This is a genomic window from Nocardia nepalensis (genome assembly GCF_048910785.1).
Lineage (GTDB): Bacteria > Actinomycetota > Actinomycetes > Mycobacteriales > Mycobacteriaceae > Nocardia > Nocardia nepalensis.
Genome location: NZ_JBKBET010000019.1, coordinates 61,019 through 76,564 on the forward strand (window position 1 = coordinate 61,019; position 15,546 = coordinate 76,564).

Sequence of the window (15,546 nt, forward strand, 5' to 3'; positions counted from 1 at the left end):
GCCCTACCGACCGCAAAAAGGTTTCTGCCTGCGCTCCGCGCGGAAACGTGACGACGGACGAGAAGGACAGTGGACAGCACATGCTCCCCCAACGAACTGTTTGACCTCGATGCCGCAGCGGTCCGGCGGATCTCCTGTCCCTTCGATGGGCTCTCGTCCGCTGACAACGCCCTCGATCACCGCTGACACCACGTCATCGATGAGCGCGAGGTCTGAACGGGCGCAAGTCCATTCACCCGAAACGATGGGCACAGTCCGGGTCATTTGGACTGCTCCAGACTCTCGCCGGTCGGCGCGGCATCACCGCCGCCTAGAACCAGTCGAGACACACCTAGCGCTGCCGACATGGACTCCGGATCGGCGGCAAGTCCACGTTCGAAGCGCTGCCCGGGGGCACCCCTCTTTACACTGTCTCGTCGTGTGTGAACGTCAGGATCGCATGTCTTCGTGGCATCGTTAGCAGCGGCTACTAGCTGACGGACCTGCTTTGGCGTGATCTCGAGCAAGTCAGCGACATCCTCATCGGTGTTGCCTTGCTCGCGGATCCTCGCGGCGGCGAGTGCTTGACGGTGTCGGTGCTCTGCGATTTCGGCGGCAGCGCGTTCCCGCGCCGCCGCTATCTGCTGCTGTAGGGCGGCGATGTCGTCATCGCGCGCCTGCTCGATACTCGTGATCGCCTGCCACGCAGCGATGTACCGCTTCACCTCACAGGTGACCGCCTGCTCCCGTTTGCGCGCAGCATCGCGACGATCGCGAATTCGTGCGCGCGAGCGTTCAAGTCGTGCGACGACCTCTGGTGAGCGGGTGCCGCGGGCACGACGGGATGCGACGTTTTTGTCCATGCTGAATTCCTGACCAGCCGACCCGCGCATCAGTCCCCAGCTACGAGGATACGCGCCGATCTTCGTGCTGACTCCGGCCGTCTCTGAATCTCACTCGCCCTCCCGGTCCGCCCAAGCCCCACCATGTGACGCGGCAGCGCCGACAACTCAAGACCTCAATCCGCCTGTGTTTCAGGCGAACCCACTGCCACTGAAAAACGCTCGCCCGCCTCGACTTTCACAGCGGCGAGCAGCTGTTGTCTGCCAGCCGAGCAACCGAGATCCCTACCAACCCCGGACGCCAGACCCGAGCACACGCTCGGGTCTGGCGTTCTTTCGTTTTCGGAAGGTGCTGCGCCATGCCCGATTCCCCTCACTCCCCACCCGCATGTGTCCTGTGTCAGTCGACCGATCCGGCAGACCGCTATCCGATCCAGGATCAAGCGGTCTGCCAGCGCTGTTTGGCGAACCTGCCTCGCTGCGAGGGTTGTCGCGAACGCGTCGTCGCAGTGACAGACACCGCCGACGGGCACCGACTGTGCACGCGGTGCACCACCGGCTGGGTCGGCTGTGTGTCGTGCCGCCTGCTGACCCGTCCGCACTGGCGTACCGACACCGGCGAGTCGGTGTGCGCGCGCTGCTCGAGTGTGTTCTTCGACTTGTGCACCCGGTGCGCGCGATTCTGCGCCGCCAGCCGCTACGTCTCTGGCGGCACCCGCGCCTGCACCCGGTGCGCCGAGCATTACATGAGCTGCCCGGACTGCCACACCCTGATGCACGTCGGCGGGGACTGCGATACCTGCGATCAGCCTCATCACGTCTGGAACTACAGCTACAAACCCGATCCACGCTTCCACGGCCAGGGCCCGCTGTATCTGGGCATGGAACTGGAAATCATTGTCCCCGACCACCACTACCACCGATGCGTGGCGCTTGCTGGTGACCGTCTCGGCGGGCTGGGGTATCTCAAGCGCGATTCCTCGATCCAGCCCAGCGGGTTCGAACTGGTCACTCATCCGATGTCGTATCGGCACGCGATCACCGAGTTCCCGTGGCGGTTGCTCGGTGAGCTCGCCGAGTTGGACTGCCGGACCGATACCAGTGTCGGGCTCCATATCCATGCCAGCCGTGATGGATTCGCATCGTCTGCTCACATCTACCGCTGGATGAAGATGCTCTATCGCAACGAGTCCGCGGTCTCCACCATCGCGCGACGCCGTTCGCACTACGCGCCATTCGACCAACTCGCGCGAGCGAAGGTCAAAGACACCGCCAAAGACCCGCTGCACGCGTTGGGTCTGGACCGGTATCAGGCGATCAACCCTTATCCCCGAAAGACCTTGGAACTGCGGGTATTCGCCAGCTCGCTGGATGTGCAGCAGGTGCAGGCGGCGTTGGCGTTCACCGCCGCCTCGATCGATTACACCAGCGGCCTGCGGATCGCCGATGTCCGGGCCGGGGCGTGGGAATGGTCGCGCTTCGCGGCCTGGGTGGCCGACCACGACGACTACCAGCCGCTTCTGGCCGAGATGGAGGACCTCGCATGTGCCTGCTGACCTACTTCCCGCCTGGCACCACACCGGACCCGGTAGCTCTGTCAATCGGGGCGCGCGCCAACCCGCACGGCCACGGATTCGCCGTGATCGCCGCAGATCGCATCATCACCGGCCATGGGATGGACCCCACGGCGGTGATCGATCAATTCACCACGGTGCGCAAACGCTACCCGCGGTGGGCCGCGTTGTTCCACTCGCGCTACGCCACCCACGGGGTCCGCATTGTGGCCAACTGTCATCCATTCCGCCTCGGCAAAGATGCGCGAACGGTGTTGGCGCACAACGGAGTCCTGCCCAAACGAGTACACCCCGGCCCCTACGATCCGCGTTCGGACACCCGCATCGCCGCCGAGGATTACCTCCCGAACGCGCCGTTCGGGTCGATCGACACCCACCGCGGTGCACGCGGGCTCGCCTCGTGGTTGGGCACCAGCAAACTCGTCATCCTCACCGTCGATCCCGCCTATCAGCACAGCGCCTACCTCTTCGGCGAGAAGGCCGGTCGCTGGGAGAACAACGTCTGGTACTCCAACACCAGCTACCTCGCGTCTTCCCTGCGCTGGCCGACTCAGCCGCGCCGTTATGTGTGCTGGTACTGCTCAGCTCTCAACCTGAACCGCAGCCGCTACTGCGGCGCATGCGGCTGGTGCTTCGAGTGCGAGTCCGTCTTCCCCGACTGCGACTGCCACGAGCCCACATCAACCGAGGACACCCCTTCCCCTGACCACACCAAGGCGCGTCCCCGACGCGCCCTCACCTCAACGTCGCATCACCGATCCCGCCGCCGAGCCACCTCCACCTAGACCCCCTCTCGCCGATACCTCTCCCGCAACCCCGTGCGTAGCCACTCGTGGCGCGCACGGGGTTGTTTCATTCCGTCGAAAGGCCTTGTGTCATGCCCGCATCCACGCTGGTCGACCCGCTGTGCTCGGACTGCTCGCATCCCGTCACCGCAGCCACTGTGACCGCGACCGTCGAAGGTGAACAGCTGTGCCCGGACTGCGCCACCGACCTCTGGGTCTGCGACGAATGCCACGAACCCACCCGCACCACGCACACGACCACGAACGACACCCTGCTGTGTGAGCGGTGCGTGTCCGGATGGAGCCGGTGCGCGGACTGCGAGGACTACAGCCGCGAGGTCCGCACCGCCCTTGGTGACCGCACCGTCTGCGAGAACTGCGTCGACTCCTACACCGCCTGCGATGACTGCGATTCCCTCGTCCTGGACACCTACCGCGTCGACAACGGCAACCGGGTTTGCGACAACTGCTTCGACGAGGACTACCGCGAATGCTGCGAGTGCTTCAACGTCATCCCCAACGACGACCTCTACTGCCAAAGCTGCGCCCCACCCGAGCACCCCGCAGTCCACGGCTACGACTACAAACCGAGACCTCAGTTCCACGGCGACGGACCACTGTTCCTCGGGCTCGAACTCGAAATCAAAACCCCGCACGGCGGATTCGACACGGCCGTCGATACCGCGCTCGCCCAGATCGGGGGTTTGGGCTACCTCAAAGAGGACTCCTCGATCCGGCCCTGCGGATTCGAGCTCGTGACGCACCCGATGAGTCACGAATACGCGCGGACCCGGTTCCCGTGGCAGCTGCTGCACCGGTTGCGGCTGCTCGGTTGCTACACCGACAGCGAGGTCGGCATTCACGTGCACCTCTCGCGCGACGGGTTCGACTCCCCCGCCCACGCCTACCGGTGGTTGAAGTTCATCTACCGCAACGAAATCCCGGTCACAACGTTGGCGCGGCGGTCCTCGAGTTGGGCGGTGTTCTCCCCAGGCGCGCGATCCCAAGTGCGTGACTACGCCAAAGGCGACCGTAGCGCGGCGCGTTACGAGGCGGTCAACGTGCGCCCCGCCGACACCTTTGAGCTGCGGATTTTCGCCAGTTCCCTGAAACCGCAACAGGTTCAAGCCGCTTTGGCGTTCGCCGCAAGCTCGGTCGAATACACCCGCCGCCTCACCCCCGCCGATATCGCCCGGCACCGCGGCTGGGAGTGGACCGCTTTCACCCTCTGGCTGCGTGGGCGCCCGGACTATTCACCGCTTCTGGCTGAATTGGAGGACCTCGCATGTGCATCTTGACCTTCATCAAACCCGGCGCGAACCCCGACCTCGATGCTCTGCGCGGTGGCGCGCTCACCAACCCGCACGGGCACGGCTACGCGATCATCACCGGCGACACAATCACCGTCGGACGTGGCATGGACCCCGATGCGGTCATCGCCGAATTCGCTTCTGTGCGAATGCGATTCCCTGATGGCGCGGCACTGTTTCATTCGCGTCTGGCCACTCACGGCGTGCGCGATGTGGAGAACTGTCACCCGTTCATTGTGGGTGGTGATGCGCGAACCGTACTCGCGCACAACGGGATCCTGCCCGATGAGGTGCATCCCAGCTCGGGTGATCCGCGCTCGGACACCCGAATCGCCGCCGAGGAACTGTTGCCCCGGCGACCGTTCGGGTCGCTGGATTCCTGGGCCGGGCGTGAGCGACTGGAACGGTGGCTGGGCACCGACAAAATGGTGTTGCTCACCGTCGACCCCGCCTACCGGTACGCGGGCTACATCTTCAACGAACGCCGCGGGCACTGGGACCAGGGCAGCTGGTACTCCAACAACTCCTACCTGCACGGCATGTGGGCCACCGCCGGCGACAGCGACTGGGACTGGTGCGAGAACTGCGGGGTCTTCAACGAGAACCCGATGGGCCCGCACTGCGTTTTCTGCGGCTACTGCGCCGACTGCTTCGGTGCATATCCGCACTGTGATTGCCCGGCGCTGGCCGGCCAGGAACGCTACGCCGACCTGTTCGACCTCGAATCCGCCTGAACCCCGCCACATCCACCGCTCGTCCTCACGGCCGAGACAACGGTGGCCCCTTCCGTGACGAAAGGCACCGATCCTGTGATGACACAACACTTCACCCTCGCCAGCACGCTGATCCGGCTGCGCGATATCCACGACCACCCCATAATCGCCAGCACCGATGGACACCGGGTACGGCTACTGATCCACGAGGGTGAAGACCCTCATAGTGGTTGGCATTACACCGATCTCGGCCCCCACGCTGCCAATGAACTGGCCGCGGCGCTCTCTATCCGCTGTCGGCCGCGCCCGCTGCGTCGCCTCGCCCGCTGGTTCGGCTCCTACCGGAGCCGTCGGTGAGCGGGCCGCGGCTGCCCTGGCAGGTGCGCGTCGACACCGAAGGCCGGTTCCTGCGCCGGGTCCTTGAGGTCATCGACGCCGGACTGGTCGACGACACGAATCTCGATGACTTGCACCAGGTCCGGGAGCTCTTCAATCACCGCCTGGTCACTCTGTCCGACGCGAGCAACCGTGCTGAGGACGGTGATGCGGTGGATCCGGTGGTCGAGGTCATCGGTGCCGAACTGCACCGGCTGCGTCGCCTCGACGCGATCGCGACCGTCGTGACACGCGGCGGGTTCCGCCACGACCGGGTTTGGGTTAGTGCAGTGCATCGCCACCACACCGTCGTGCACCACGACACCGGCGACCCCGGGGTCCTGCTGCCGCTCGCGTTCATCGAATCGGTGCAGCAACTGCCCTGACACACCATTAGGAGAGGACACCATCGATGAACAGCGCTGCGTCGTCGTATCGCGACGACATCGTCACCGAGTTGCTGCCCGCGCTCGCGGGCGTGCATCGACACCAGGGTGCGGCAGTTGGTGTTCACGCTCACCCCGGCACCGGCCTCGCAATTCCTTGGCTGCGCCGATGAACACTGACCTGCACGCCTACACCGCACGCCTGCGCATCGACCCCCGCTACGACTACCACCTTCGTGCCTGCGACCAGGCCTCGTCCGTTGAGTTCGGCGGTATCTTGGTCGCCGGATATCACGCCGCCTTCGGCACACACCCACATCCTGCGACCGTCGTCGGGATGTTTCCCGGCGTGGATATCGCCGCCGCTCGCAGCGAGCAGTTGCCGATGATGGCGCTGGTGCGGGTCGAGCATGCCACCCAGGTCATCACACCCCATGACGACGGCACCAACCGAATCCACTGGGAACCCAGCATTTTCGACCAACTCCCCACCGGGTTCAGCTGGTATCTCGCTCCTGTCGACATTGACGTCGCGCGGGGCGCTGTCATCGCCGACGGACGCTGGTCTGCTGGTGGTCGTCAAGCCGTGCTGCCCCGGTCGGTGACCGTGCATGCACCCGGTGCGCCCACCGTGGTCGACGTCCACGACCAGGACCCGCACACCGGCAGGCGCTGGACGCCAGCGTGATCGCCAGCGGCACAGCACTGCTGGCCTGGATCGAAGCGAACCTGCCCGTCCTCGATGAGGACCGGTTCGGACCCTGGCAGGCCGCACCGGCCGCACCCGGCGCGGTGACCGCCGACATCGAAGTGCGTATCCACAGCCCCGCAACCGCCGACCGCGTCACCACCATCGCCCTGTCGGCCAGCCCAGTCACCGAACTCCCTGCCCCTCCACCGATGTCGCGCAGTCCTGCGGCGGCACAACCAGATTCGAGGTGATCATGACCGATTCACCGACCCCCACCCCACCCGCCGAGCCCGACCGTGCACCAGCGCTGGCGTATTTGGCGGGTGCGCCGACCGCCCAGGGGATGGTTGTCCCGCACATCACCCTCGCCCATCACGACCGGAGCCGACCGGTGTGGGGCAAACTCGATCCCGCGATCTTGTACGACACCTTCCGTCACCGGTTGTGTCAGATCTGCGGGCAACGCCTCTATGACCGTGTCGTGATCTACATACGTCCCGTCGACTACCTGCGTGGGTTGGCCGTCGAGCCTGGAGTCCACCCGCAATGTGGGTACTACTCCCGCCGCTCGTGCCCGATGCTGGCCGGGCGCATCCACCGCTACAACCCCAACCCGGGCGAGCGGTTCTCCCGCTGCACCGACCCGGCCTGCCGCTGCGCGGTGTGGACGATGCCCGACCGTGATCCGCGCGAACCCGCCCGCGAAGGCCAACCCGCCGAGGCCTGGTACGAGGCGTGGATGCCGTTGTCGGACTACGTCATCGTCTCCGACCCCGGTGATGACACCACCGCGCCCGCGATCGGGGTCGACCTGCGCAATGCCCGGTTGTTGAAGGTGCGCAAGGTCCGCGACGCCGCCCCCAACCCCGACCAGCCCATGGATCTACTCGCCGCGCTCATCCTCGGGCGCGCGTTGTTCGGTGACGGGGGCGCGTCGCGGTGACATCGCCCGACATACTCGCCCGGCTCGCCGCGACGGGGCGCCGGATCACCGGGGGCTGCGCTTCCACCGACCAGCAAGGAGCGTGATCATGGATCTGCTCGACCTCGCCCACCAGATCGCCGCCGCCCTCGGGGCGGGCTGGGTCGCCGAACGCGGGCGCACCCTGCGAGCACACGTCCTACTCCACGGCCCCGACGAACAGCGCCTGTCGGTCACCGACGGCGACGACTCCCACCGCCGGACCGATCACGGCCGCCTGCACATCCGCGCCGACTACGGCCAATACTCCTCACACCTGGTCACCGGGGAAGGCGATAACACCATCACCGTCTGCGCCCACCGCGACGCGACTGCGATCGCCACCGACATCTCTCGGCGGCTATTGCCTGACTACCAAGCCACTCTCGTGCGGTGCCGCCCCCGCGCGCACGCCCACGCGATCCGCCTCGCCCAGCGCGACGCGACAATCGACTCCCTGTGCCGGGTCCTGGCCCCCGCCGAAGTCATCGCACCTGGTGATCGCGTCAGCTTCGGCGAATCCGGGGACGGTGTTCGCGGGCAGATCCGCGTTCTCTACAGCGGCGCAACCGAATTCGAACTCGACGTCACCGCCGCGCACATCATTGAGCTGGCGCAGGTCATCGCAGCGCAGCGCCGCACCCCTCAGGATCAGCAGTGACCACCCCGCTCCCACCACCGGGCCCGGATTTGCTCACCGCGGCCCTCGACCACGCAGGACGCGGATTCCACATCTTTCCTCTGCACGCGGGCAGCAAGGTGCCCGCGATCAAACACTGGGAACACGAAGCGACCCGCGACCTGGACCGGATCCGGGGGTGGTGGCTGCGGTGGCCTGCCGCCAATATCGCCGTGGCGTGCGGGCCGTCGGGACTGCATGTGCTCGACCTCGACACCGGCCACGGCCAACCACCCCCGCCGCCGTGGCGCCACGCCCGCGACGGCCGCGACGTCCTGGCCCACCTCGCCGCCGAGGCCGGTCAACCGATCCCGGTCCCCACCCACGCGGTTTCCACGCCATCGGGAGGAATACACCTCTATTACCGCGCACCACAACAACCGCTGCTGCGCAACACCATCGGGCGATTGGGTTGGCGCATCGACAGCCGCGGTGTCGGCGGATACGTCGTCGCGGCGCAATCAGAACTACCCCACGGCGCTTACCGCACGATCGATGACCGCCCACCGATCCCGCTGCCGCCGTGGCTGATTCGGATGCTCGCCCCACCGCCGCCACCGATGATGCCGCCTCGGCTCACCGGCATCGGTCACCGCGATGCCTACGTCGAGGCGGCGTTGTCGAATCAGAGCGCTCGGGTCCGCACGGCACGCACCGGAACCCGACACCGTGCTGTGTTGTTGGCTGCCAACAGTCTTGGTCGTCTCGTCGGGGCCGGGCTCCTCGACTACGACCATGCATACGCGGTGCTGCTCGACGCCGCACAGATCCATATCGGGGTCGAGCAGTTCACCGACGCCGAAGCGCAACGCACCATCGGCGATGGACTCACCTACGCCGCGAACCGAGCCATCCCCACCCGGCACTAACTGGGGATCCCCTTCCGCTCACGTCGCACGACCTGAGACCTAACCCCGACCGCCTCGCAACTGTGCATGGGTGTCGTCGATCTTTCTGACGGTTGCGAGTGAGATCGCTCGGCTCTCACCGAAATCGTCTGAAACACACCCCATCTGACTGTGCGCCCTCATCGGGCCCTTTCTGCCCCTAGGAGTTTCGATGCCCTCGATCGAAGATCCCGGCGCATTCCTCGCCGGAGTCCTCTCTCAGCTTCCGCGCCCACCACACAGAATCGTGTTGATACTGCCCGTCAGAACATCCGATGCCGTGCCCGACGCGGACTTCTACGTCGATGCGGTGCGTGGCGTGGCCTTGTATTCCACCGGTGCCGATCTCGGGTTGGTCGATGAGAACATCGCGACCACACCGATCTTGACGCACGCCCTCGACGTCTGCCGTCTGCACAACCCCGCCGCCCTTGCCGTGGTCATCGTCGATGATCCGCGACCACACCGTGCCGTCCCGCGTCGCGCCCATGACGAGTTGATCGCCCAGTTGCGAGAACAGTTGGCGGGAAAGGACATCGAACTACTCGATGCCTGGACACTGACCGGAACAGCGCCCGGCGAACTGTGGACCAGCCTGCTCGACAACGACACCGGAATCCTCCCAATCGTAGGAAACCCGGAGCCCGTGTGGATGGAATTCTCGCCAGCGACCGAACCGATACCCGCGGTCCTGGTCGCGAACCCCGCCTTGGCCGTCGCGGTCGACCGCGCGTTGAGATCGCTCAATCAAGCCCGCCACACCGCCGAAGCCGCGGGCCGACCCGAGCAGCCATCCCCGCGAGAGTTGTTGCGGTTGGTACTCGATCAGATCCAGGCGGCCCACGACGGTGCCGACATCACCGCGCTCGACATCGCGCGCGTCGAGGTCGCCATGCACGACGAAACCGTCCGCTGCAGTCTCTACGCGTTGTCTTCGGGACCGCGCGGGCCCGCGACCCAAGCACTATGGACGCTGCTGGTTCGCGCGTTGCCTTCGCCGCGCCGCGCCCAAGCCGCATTGCAGTTGGCAGTCTCGGCCTACATGAGCAATGACCTCGAAATGGTTCTCGCCGCGCTGCGAATCGCGTTGACCGACGACCCCACCGAGCCGACCGGCCGACAACTCGCCGACCAGGTCGCACTGTCGGTCCCGGCGAGGGTGATCGGTGAGCAGTTGCGCGGCGGCTACCTCACCGCCGCGGAACTCGGCATCGACCTCGACCTCGACTGACCCGCGCACCGGTGTTCACCGGTGATCGGTTTCTGCGGCATAGATCCGCATGCCTTCCGACACCTTGCGTGCGGCGTGCTCCAACTGGTCGGGGCTCAGGTGTTTGCCGAACGCCGCAGCGTTGAGCAGCTGTTCACGAACCTGATCGAGATTCATCCACGCCTGTCCAACTGTGACGACAGGTCATGGTTGTCACCAGGACTTTCGATGACCTGGGTTTATGTCAGAGCTACAGGCGATGGTTGACACCAAGTACAGGTCGTAGCTGTCACCTGTCCATGGGTCGATCCGAGGGTGACCGGATACCGTGGGTGGATGCGGAGCGTCGAACTCCCTCACCGGGTCATCTTCCTCAATGGCACATCGAGCGCGGGTAAGACCACGTTGGCCCGGGCCATCCAGGATGAGAGCGACGTCCCGTTTGTCTACTGGGGGATCGACACCTTGTTCGGTCTGGTTCCGCCGAATTGGGGTGGTGGACGCGATGGCCCGCTCAGTCGTGACGGATTCTGGTATGACCGGACCGACCACGATGCAGACGGTCACCCGTTGATGGTCATCCGCTACGGCCACGTCGGATACCGGATGCTGCGGTCGGCGTGCGCTGCGGCTGCCGAGTTCGCTCGTGGGGGCGATCACCTGGTCGTCGACGAGATGCTGCTGTCCCCGGATCTGTTGCCGATGTGGATGGATGCGCTGGCAGGCCTGGACGTTCAGCTGGTTTGCGTCACCTGTCCGTTGGCCGTCGCCGAGCAGCGGGAACTGGCTCGTGGCAAAACAATCGGGTTGGCGCGGGGCCATCTCCGCACGGTGCACGATCACGGCTATCCCTACGACACGATTGTCGACACGACCACCGGAACGCCCGCTGAGCTGGCCAGGGTCGTACTGGGGCGGCAACAGGCCGCCAATCCGGTGACAGATACAACCTGCAAGTGACAACTATTCTTCTCGGGGTTCGAGAATGTCTCACGCGAGAGCGGTTCGCGGTGTGGTCGGCGAACGTCCGCTTCTGCCAAATCCAGGATGTTCGTCCGAGATCATCGGCTACCGCACAGTCCCCCAATCGTGTCGGTTCACGAACCGTACCTGCGGGGCCGGTAGACCTCGGTGACATCGGCCTAGCAGTCGTTCTCGGGTTGGGGACGCCTGGCGGCTTCACGCGTGGCAACCGGTGAGACAACGGCTCGCCGTCCCCCGAACGCTGTCAGTAACCACCGCCAGCGCTACCGATGTCACCTCCACCGCAACCACCGTCGTAGTGCCCGTGACCAGCGCCGTAGTGCCCGTGACCGCTGTCCGATGAACCAAAGATAGTCAGGCTACCCCAATGCCAACCGGCCGAATCGGAGCCGCCGTGGTCGCCATAGCTCGGCACCTGGATTCCTGTGACCGCGGTCAGGTCCACGGTCATGCCCAGCGCCACGAATCGCTTGAACAGCGAGTGCTGGTTTCGAAAAAACCCTTTTTCCTGCGCGGAGTCCGTCTCGTCGAGGGCCGGACCGGCGGCCGAGGGCTCCGCGGGCTCCCAGTCGGCGAGTGCACGACGGCTCTCGCGACGCTCCCGGCGCAGCAACCGCCCTCCCGCGATCGTTCGCCGACTAGATAGCAGCAGGCAGAGCGCGGCAAGAATCCCGGCAACCAAGACCGCCAGATTGCCCCAGGTGACGGCATCGGACTCCCAATATGCCGCCACAGCCACCATGATCAGAATCAGCGTGACCACCACTATGGTCCGACGCCACCACAGACGCGGTATCAGGCCTGCCTGCGCGAGCCGGTCCCGCGTCGCCGCCAACTCCCTTCGGATGAACCGTCTTTCGGGCAGTTCGGACAACCGTGCCGGGCCGCGTACATCGGTGAAGACGGCGCGCTCCAACTCGTCGGCGTCCGAAGGTAGCGTTTTCCTGGTCCGCCGGAAATTCCGGCGCGCGTTCATCGTGATCACGTCGTCCATATCCAGCGACTTGACTGCGGTGACGACAGCGCCGCGCCCGCCGCGGCACAGGTAGCCGAGCTCACTGGCAGACAATTCCGGGATCGAACTCACCCACAACGGGATACGCAGTAGCGCCGACACCCCAACCGGCAGCGCGGACAGGACGATAAGAACGAAACCCGTCATGTTCGAACCCTCCCCGAATGTGGCCGTGAACCAATTATGAGGCACATCGGCGCGATCGCCCAGTGACCGGCCCGCTCAGGAATCCCCTCCCGGCACACCTGTGCCGCAACAGGATTCGATTCGATGCGGGCCGAGTACACCTCGTCCGCGATACCCCATCCGAGCGCGCGCCCGCAGCGCTCCGCCTTCCCCGGGCGGCGCATCCCACCTGCGCGGGGACGCCTCAATATCTCATGAGACATACGGATTCTGGAGAACAGATACAACCTGTCGTCACACCAACCGAGACCTGCGCGAGCGAGGTGTTGTCCTCACCACCGAGGCACCCTACGTTCCAGACGACAGCGGGGACGCCGTTGCCTGCCGTCGCGATCGATTGCGATTCGCGCTGACCCAGATCCACGCCGCCGATTCCGGCACCACCCTCTCCGCCACGTCGCTGGCGGAGCTGGCGATCACCCTGGAAGACATCAAGATTCGCGACTGCCTCTACGCCCTCTCGACCGGTCCGCGCCGTGGCGCGTGTATGGCAGCGTGGACCCAGTTAGTGCGGGCACTGCCTGCACCCGGGCGGACCCAAGCCGCGATGATGCTCGCGGTCACCGCCTACACCGACGATGATGCCGCCCTGGCCACCGCAGCCATCGCGATCGCCGTGACCGATGAACCCGGCCAACAAACAGCGCTGGGACTGGCCGCCGCTTTCGCGTGCTCGGTCACCCCCAACCTGATCCGCGCATCGATGCGCGGCGGTTACACCATCGCCGCCGAACTCGGCATCGACCTCGACTGACATCCCCCGGTTCGCGTGTCGCCCGGCCTCGGGCGCGCTGACTGCCGCGCTGCCGCCATGACGATATCGCGACGCACTGTCGGGCAGGCACTTGTTGTTGCCTTGCCCTCGCAATTCGCTTGTGCCTGTCCGCTTCTGGCGCAGCCATATCCACCTGCCCCCGACGAAGGAGACCGACCCGTGTCCGTGATCACTGCTATCGAGACCGTCACCCGTGAGCAGTACTTGCAGCGCCAGTACACCGGCGCTGCCGGGCCGACCCCCGAGATCGACGACTCCGCGGTACTCGAGAGCTGGCGCGCGGAGTTCCCGGACTGGCGCGGCAAGTACTGGGCCTTCACCAGCGATCACCGAGATGTGTTGCGGCTGCGCCCGATCAACGTCGCCACCGCCCAGCCCGCCTGAACCCTGATCCGCCGCCGGGGCAATCCCCGGTTCTTGTCGCCCACAGCCCATTCCGGCGGAGCAGCCCACCAATCGCGGTGGGCTGCTCCCGCCGCCTGTTTGTCAGGAGTCCGATGCCCAATAGCGAAACCGCCACTGCCACAGCGGTCCTCGACCCCGATACCAGCGTCGAGCCCGATACCCGCCCCGAGGTCGACGTCGTCGAGGAGGCTGATCTGCCCGCGATCGAGGCGAAGTGGATGCGGCCCGAGGAACTGGTGATCGCCGAGAACGTCCGCAAGAGCTCCCGGCTCGAGGACCATCCCGACCAGGTCGCCTCGATCAAAACCCGCGGCGTCAAGGACCCGATCAACGCCACACGCGAAGCCGACGGCTCAGTGTATGCCGATGACGGTCAGGTGCGCATACTCATCGCCCGCGCGCTCGGCCTGTCGCGGGTTCCGGTGTTCATCACCGCCGCACCGGTCGGGCTCAGCGACAACGAACGCCGCATCGAACGCACTCTAGATCAGATCAATTTCAACGAGCGCCGGATCCCTCTGACCAAGGCCGACTACGCCGGGGGTGTCGCGCTCATGCTCGACCTCGGCGCGAGCGTGACCCGGGTAGCAAAAGGATTGCAAGCCAAACGCGAGGATGTGAAGAACCACGCCAAGATCGGGGCGTCGCCGACCGCGACCGCGCTACTGGAAACCGATCAGTTCAGCCTCGACCAACTCGCGGTCATCGGCCACTACGAAGCCCTCGGCGACACCGACGCCGTGCAGCGGCTCAACCAGAGCACACGATCCAGGTTCGCCCATGAGGTTCAACGCATCCTCGCCGAACGCGCCGCCGAACGCGCCCGCATGCAAGCCTCACTGCTCTACGGCGCGTACGGGTTCGGGATCCTCACCACCGAACCCGATACCAGCAGCGACGAGGCCGACTTCATCCCCGCCGAACTGCTGACATCCGCCGATGGTGAGCCGGTCACTATCGAGCAGATCAACACCGACCCCACCCGTTGGGTGGTGTATCTGCATCTTGAGGAGAACGGGCAACTCGTCGAGAAAAACACTGGCGCGATCATCGATCCCGATGCCGTCGACTGGGACACCCGCGACAACCCCGACGCGGCCCCCGCTGCTGGGCTGCTCCATGCTGATCAGGTCGACTGGCATGACCGGTGGGTTCCGTTCTGCTACCTACCCGCCGATCAGTTGCTCGACAGCGGCTTCCAGCGCCAACCCCTGACCATTGCGGTCGATGACGACACCAGCAGTGACGAGGCCCAGGCTGCCGAGGCCGCCGCGGCGGCAGTGCAAGCGGCGGCCGACCGTGAGGCCGCCCGTCAGCACCGCGCCCGGGTGATCGAGCTCAATATCCGGGGCCAGGCCGCGAACGAACGCCGCGACGGTGTGCTGATCAACTTCTTCACCCGGCGTACCCCGCCCAACGTGGCCGCAGCGTTCGTGGCCACGTCCATCGCTCACGGACTCGACACCGCCGATCTGCGGAAGGTGCTGCACATCCTCGGCGTCGGCGGCACCCGCGAAGCATTGCTCGAGGCCATCGAGGCCGCCACGCCCGCGCGAGCGTGGGTGATCGCCACCGCGATGATCGCCGCCAAGCACGAAAGTGTCCTCGGCAAGTCCCTGTGGCGCGACCACACCGCCGCGACCGAACGGTATCTGCATTTCCTGGCTGAAGCCGCCGCCGGACTCGACTTCACGTTGGTCGACGTCGAGCTGGCCGCCGCAGGAGATATCGAATACCTCGATATCGACCTCGCCGCCTGACACTGGCCGATCACAGGGTGCGGGCGTCA

Annotated in this window: 20 protein-coding genes; 17 read left to right on the forward strand and 3 right to left on the reverse strand. The window is 65.7% G+C overall.

Annotation, left to right across the window (positions count from 1 at the left end):
• Positions 1-260: 260 nt before the first annotated feature.
• Complete coding sequence (locus ACHQ4I_RS11140; protein ID WP_420771622.1) at positions 261-842, reverse strand: hypothetical protein; 582 nt, start codon at positions 840-842, stop codon at positions 261-263.
• Positions 843-1,330: 488 nt separating this feature from the next.
• On the opposite strand from ACHQ4I_RS11140, the gene ACHQ4I_RS11145 reads away from it, so the two are divergent.
• From ACHQ4I_RS11145 to ACHQ4I_RS11205, 13 genes are all read left to right on the forward strand, one after another.
• On the forward strand, positions 1,331-2,377 hold the full coding sequence (locus ACHQ4I_RS11145) for a hypothetical protein (protein WP_420771623.1): 1,047 nt from the start codon (positions 1,331-1,333) through the stop codon (positions 2,375-2,377).
• Positions 2,365-3,180 (forward strand): class II glutamine amidotransferase domain-containing protein, encoded by an 816-nt coding sequence (locus ACHQ4I_RS11150; RefSeq protein ID WP_420771624.1) that lies wholly within the window; start codon positions 2,365-2,367, stop codon positions 3,178-3,180. The genes ACHQ4I_RS11145 and ACHQ4I_RS11150 overlap by 13 nt, the downstream gene beginning before the upstream one ends.
• Positions 3,181-3,272: 92 nt before the next feature.
• Positions 3,273-4,478, forward strand: coding sequence for a hypothetical protein (locus tag ACHQ4I_RS11155; RefSeq protein WP_420771625.1), 1,206 nt, complete (start codon positions 3,273-3,275; stop codon positions 4,476-4,478).
• Positions 4,466-5,224 carry a class II glutamine amidotransferase gene (locus tag ACHQ4I_RS11160; RefSeq protein WP_420771626.1) on the forward strand — a complete coding sequence of 253 codons (759 nt, stop codon included), beginning with the start codon at positions 4,466-4,468 and terminating at the stop codon, positions 5,222-5,224. Before ACHQ4I_RS11155 ends, ACHQ4I_RS11160 begins: the two co-directional genes overlap by 13 nt.
• A 54-nt stretch (positions 5,225-5,278) precedes the next feature.
• Entirely contained in the window at positions 5,279-5,560 is a 282-nt protein-coding gene (locus ACHQ4I_RS11165; protein ID WP_420771627.1) for a hypothetical protein, read from the forward strand.
• The gene (locus ACHQ4I_RS11170; protein WP_420771628.1) at positions 5,557-5,964 is read left to right on the forward strand and encodes a hypothetical protein; all 408 of its coding nucleotides are present in this window, start codon (positions 5,557-5,559) and stop codon (positions 5,962-5,964) included. Before ACHQ4I_RS11165 ends, ACHQ4I_RS11170 begins: the two co-directional genes overlap by 4 nt.
• A 26-nt stretch (positions 5,965-5,990) precedes the next feature.
• A complete protein-coding gene (locus ACHQ4I_RS11175; RefSeq protein WP_420771629.1) occupies positions 5,991-6,137 on the forward strand; it encodes a hypothetical protein in 147 nt (48 codons plus the stop codon).
• Positions 6,134-6,652, forward strand: coding sequence for a hypothetical protein (locus ACHQ4I_RS11180; protein ID WP_420771630.1), 519 nt, complete (start codon positions 6,134-6,136; stop codon positions 6,650-6,652). The genes ACHQ4I_RS11175 and ACHQ4I_RS11180 overlap by 4 nt, the downstream gene beginning before the upstream one ends.
• Positions 6,649-6,906, forward strand: a complete 258-nt coding sequence (locus tag ACHQ4I_RS11185) for a hypothetical protein (protein ID WP_420771631.1) — start codon at positions 6,649-6,651, stop codon at positions 6,904-6,906. The genes ACHQ4I_RS11180 and ACHQ4I_RS11185 overlap by 4 nt, the downstream gene beginning before the upstream one ends.
• 2 nt (positions 6,907-6,908) lie before the next feature.
• Positions 6,909-7,598, forward strand: coding sequence for a hypothetical protein (locus ACHQ4I_RS11190; protein WP_420771632.1), 690 nt, complete (start codon positions 6,909-6,911; stop codon positions 7,596-7,598).
• A gap of 88 nt (positions 7,599-7,686) precedes the next feature.
• Positions 7,687-8,277, forward strand: coding sequence for a hypothetical protein (locus ACHQ4I_RS11195; RefSeq protein WP_420771633.1), 591 nt, complete (start codon positions 7,687-7,689; stop codon positions 8,275-8,277).
• Positions 8,274-9,164, forward strand: a complete 891-nt coding sequence (locus ACHQ4I_RS11200) for a bifunctional DNA primase/polymerase (protein ID WP_420771634.1) — start codon at positions 8,274-8,276, stop codon at positions 9,162-9,164. The genes ACHQ4I_RS11195 and ACHQ4I_RS11200 overlap by 4 nt, the downstream gene beginning before the upstream one ends.
• Before the next feature lie 190 nt (positions 9,165-9,354).
• Entirely contained in the window at positions 9,355-10,413 is a 1,059-nt protein-coding gene (locus ACHQ4I_RS11205) for a DUF4192 domain-containing protein (protein WP_420771635.1), read from the forward strand.
• Between the two features lie 15 nt (positions 10,414-10,428).
• On the opposite strand, the gene ACHQ4I_RS11210 is transcribed toward ACHQ4I_RS11205, so the two are convergent.
• Complete coding sequence (locus tag ACHQ4I_RS11210; RefSeq protein ID WP_420771636.1) at positions 10,429-10,569, reverse strand: DUF6374 family protein; 141 nt, start codon at positions 10,567-10,569, stop codon at positions 10,429-10,431.
• Positions 10,570-10,728: 159 nt separating this feature from the next.
• Here ACHQ4I_RS11210 and ACHQ4I_RS11215 point away from each other — a divergent pair, with 159 nt between their 5' ends.
• The gene (locus tag ACHQ4I_RS11215) at positions 10,729-11,352 is read left to right on the forward strand and encodes a chloramphenicol phosphotransferase CPT family protein (protein WP_420771637.1); all 624 of its coding nucleotides are present in this window, start codon (positions 10,729-10,731) and stop codon (positions 11,350-11,352) included.
• A gap of 268 nt (positions 11,353-11,620) precedes the next feature.
• Here the strand turns inward: ACHQ4I_RS11215 and ACHQ4I_RS11220 are convergent, their stop codons facing one another.
• Positions 11,621-12,538: a TIGR04222 domain-containing membrane protein gene (locus ACHQ4I_RS11220; RefSeq protein WP_420771638.1), complete on the reverse strand. Its 918-nt coding sequence runs from the start codon at positions 12,536-12,538 to the stop codon at positions 11,621-11,623.
• A 100-nt stretch (positions 12,539-12,638) separates the two neighbouring features.
• Between ACHQ4I_RS11220 and ACHQ4I_RS11225 the strand changes: the two genes are divergently transcribed.
• The 3 genes from ACHQ4I_RS11225 (at position 12,639) to ACHQ4I_RS11235 (ending at position 15,517) form a co-directional block, all read left to right on the forward strand.
• Entirely contained in the window at positions 12,639-13,331 is a 693-nt protein-coding gene (locus tag ACHQ4I_RS11225) for a DUF4192 family protein (protein WP_420771639.1), read from the forward strand.
• Between the two features lie 180 nt (positions 13,332-13,511).
• Entirely contained in the window at positions 13,512-13,736 is a 225-nt protein-coding gene (locus tag ACHQ4I_RS11230) for a hypothetical protein (protein WP_420771640.1), read from the forward strand.
• 113 nt (positions 13,737-13,849) lie between these two features.
• Positions 13,850-15,517: a ParB N-terminal domain-containing protein gene (locus ACHQ4I_RS11235; protein ID WP_420771641.1), complete on the forward strand. Its 1,668-nt coding sequence runs from the start codon at positions 13,850-13,852 to the stop codon at positions 15,515-15,517.
• Positions 15,518-15,546: the final 29 nt, after the last annotated feature.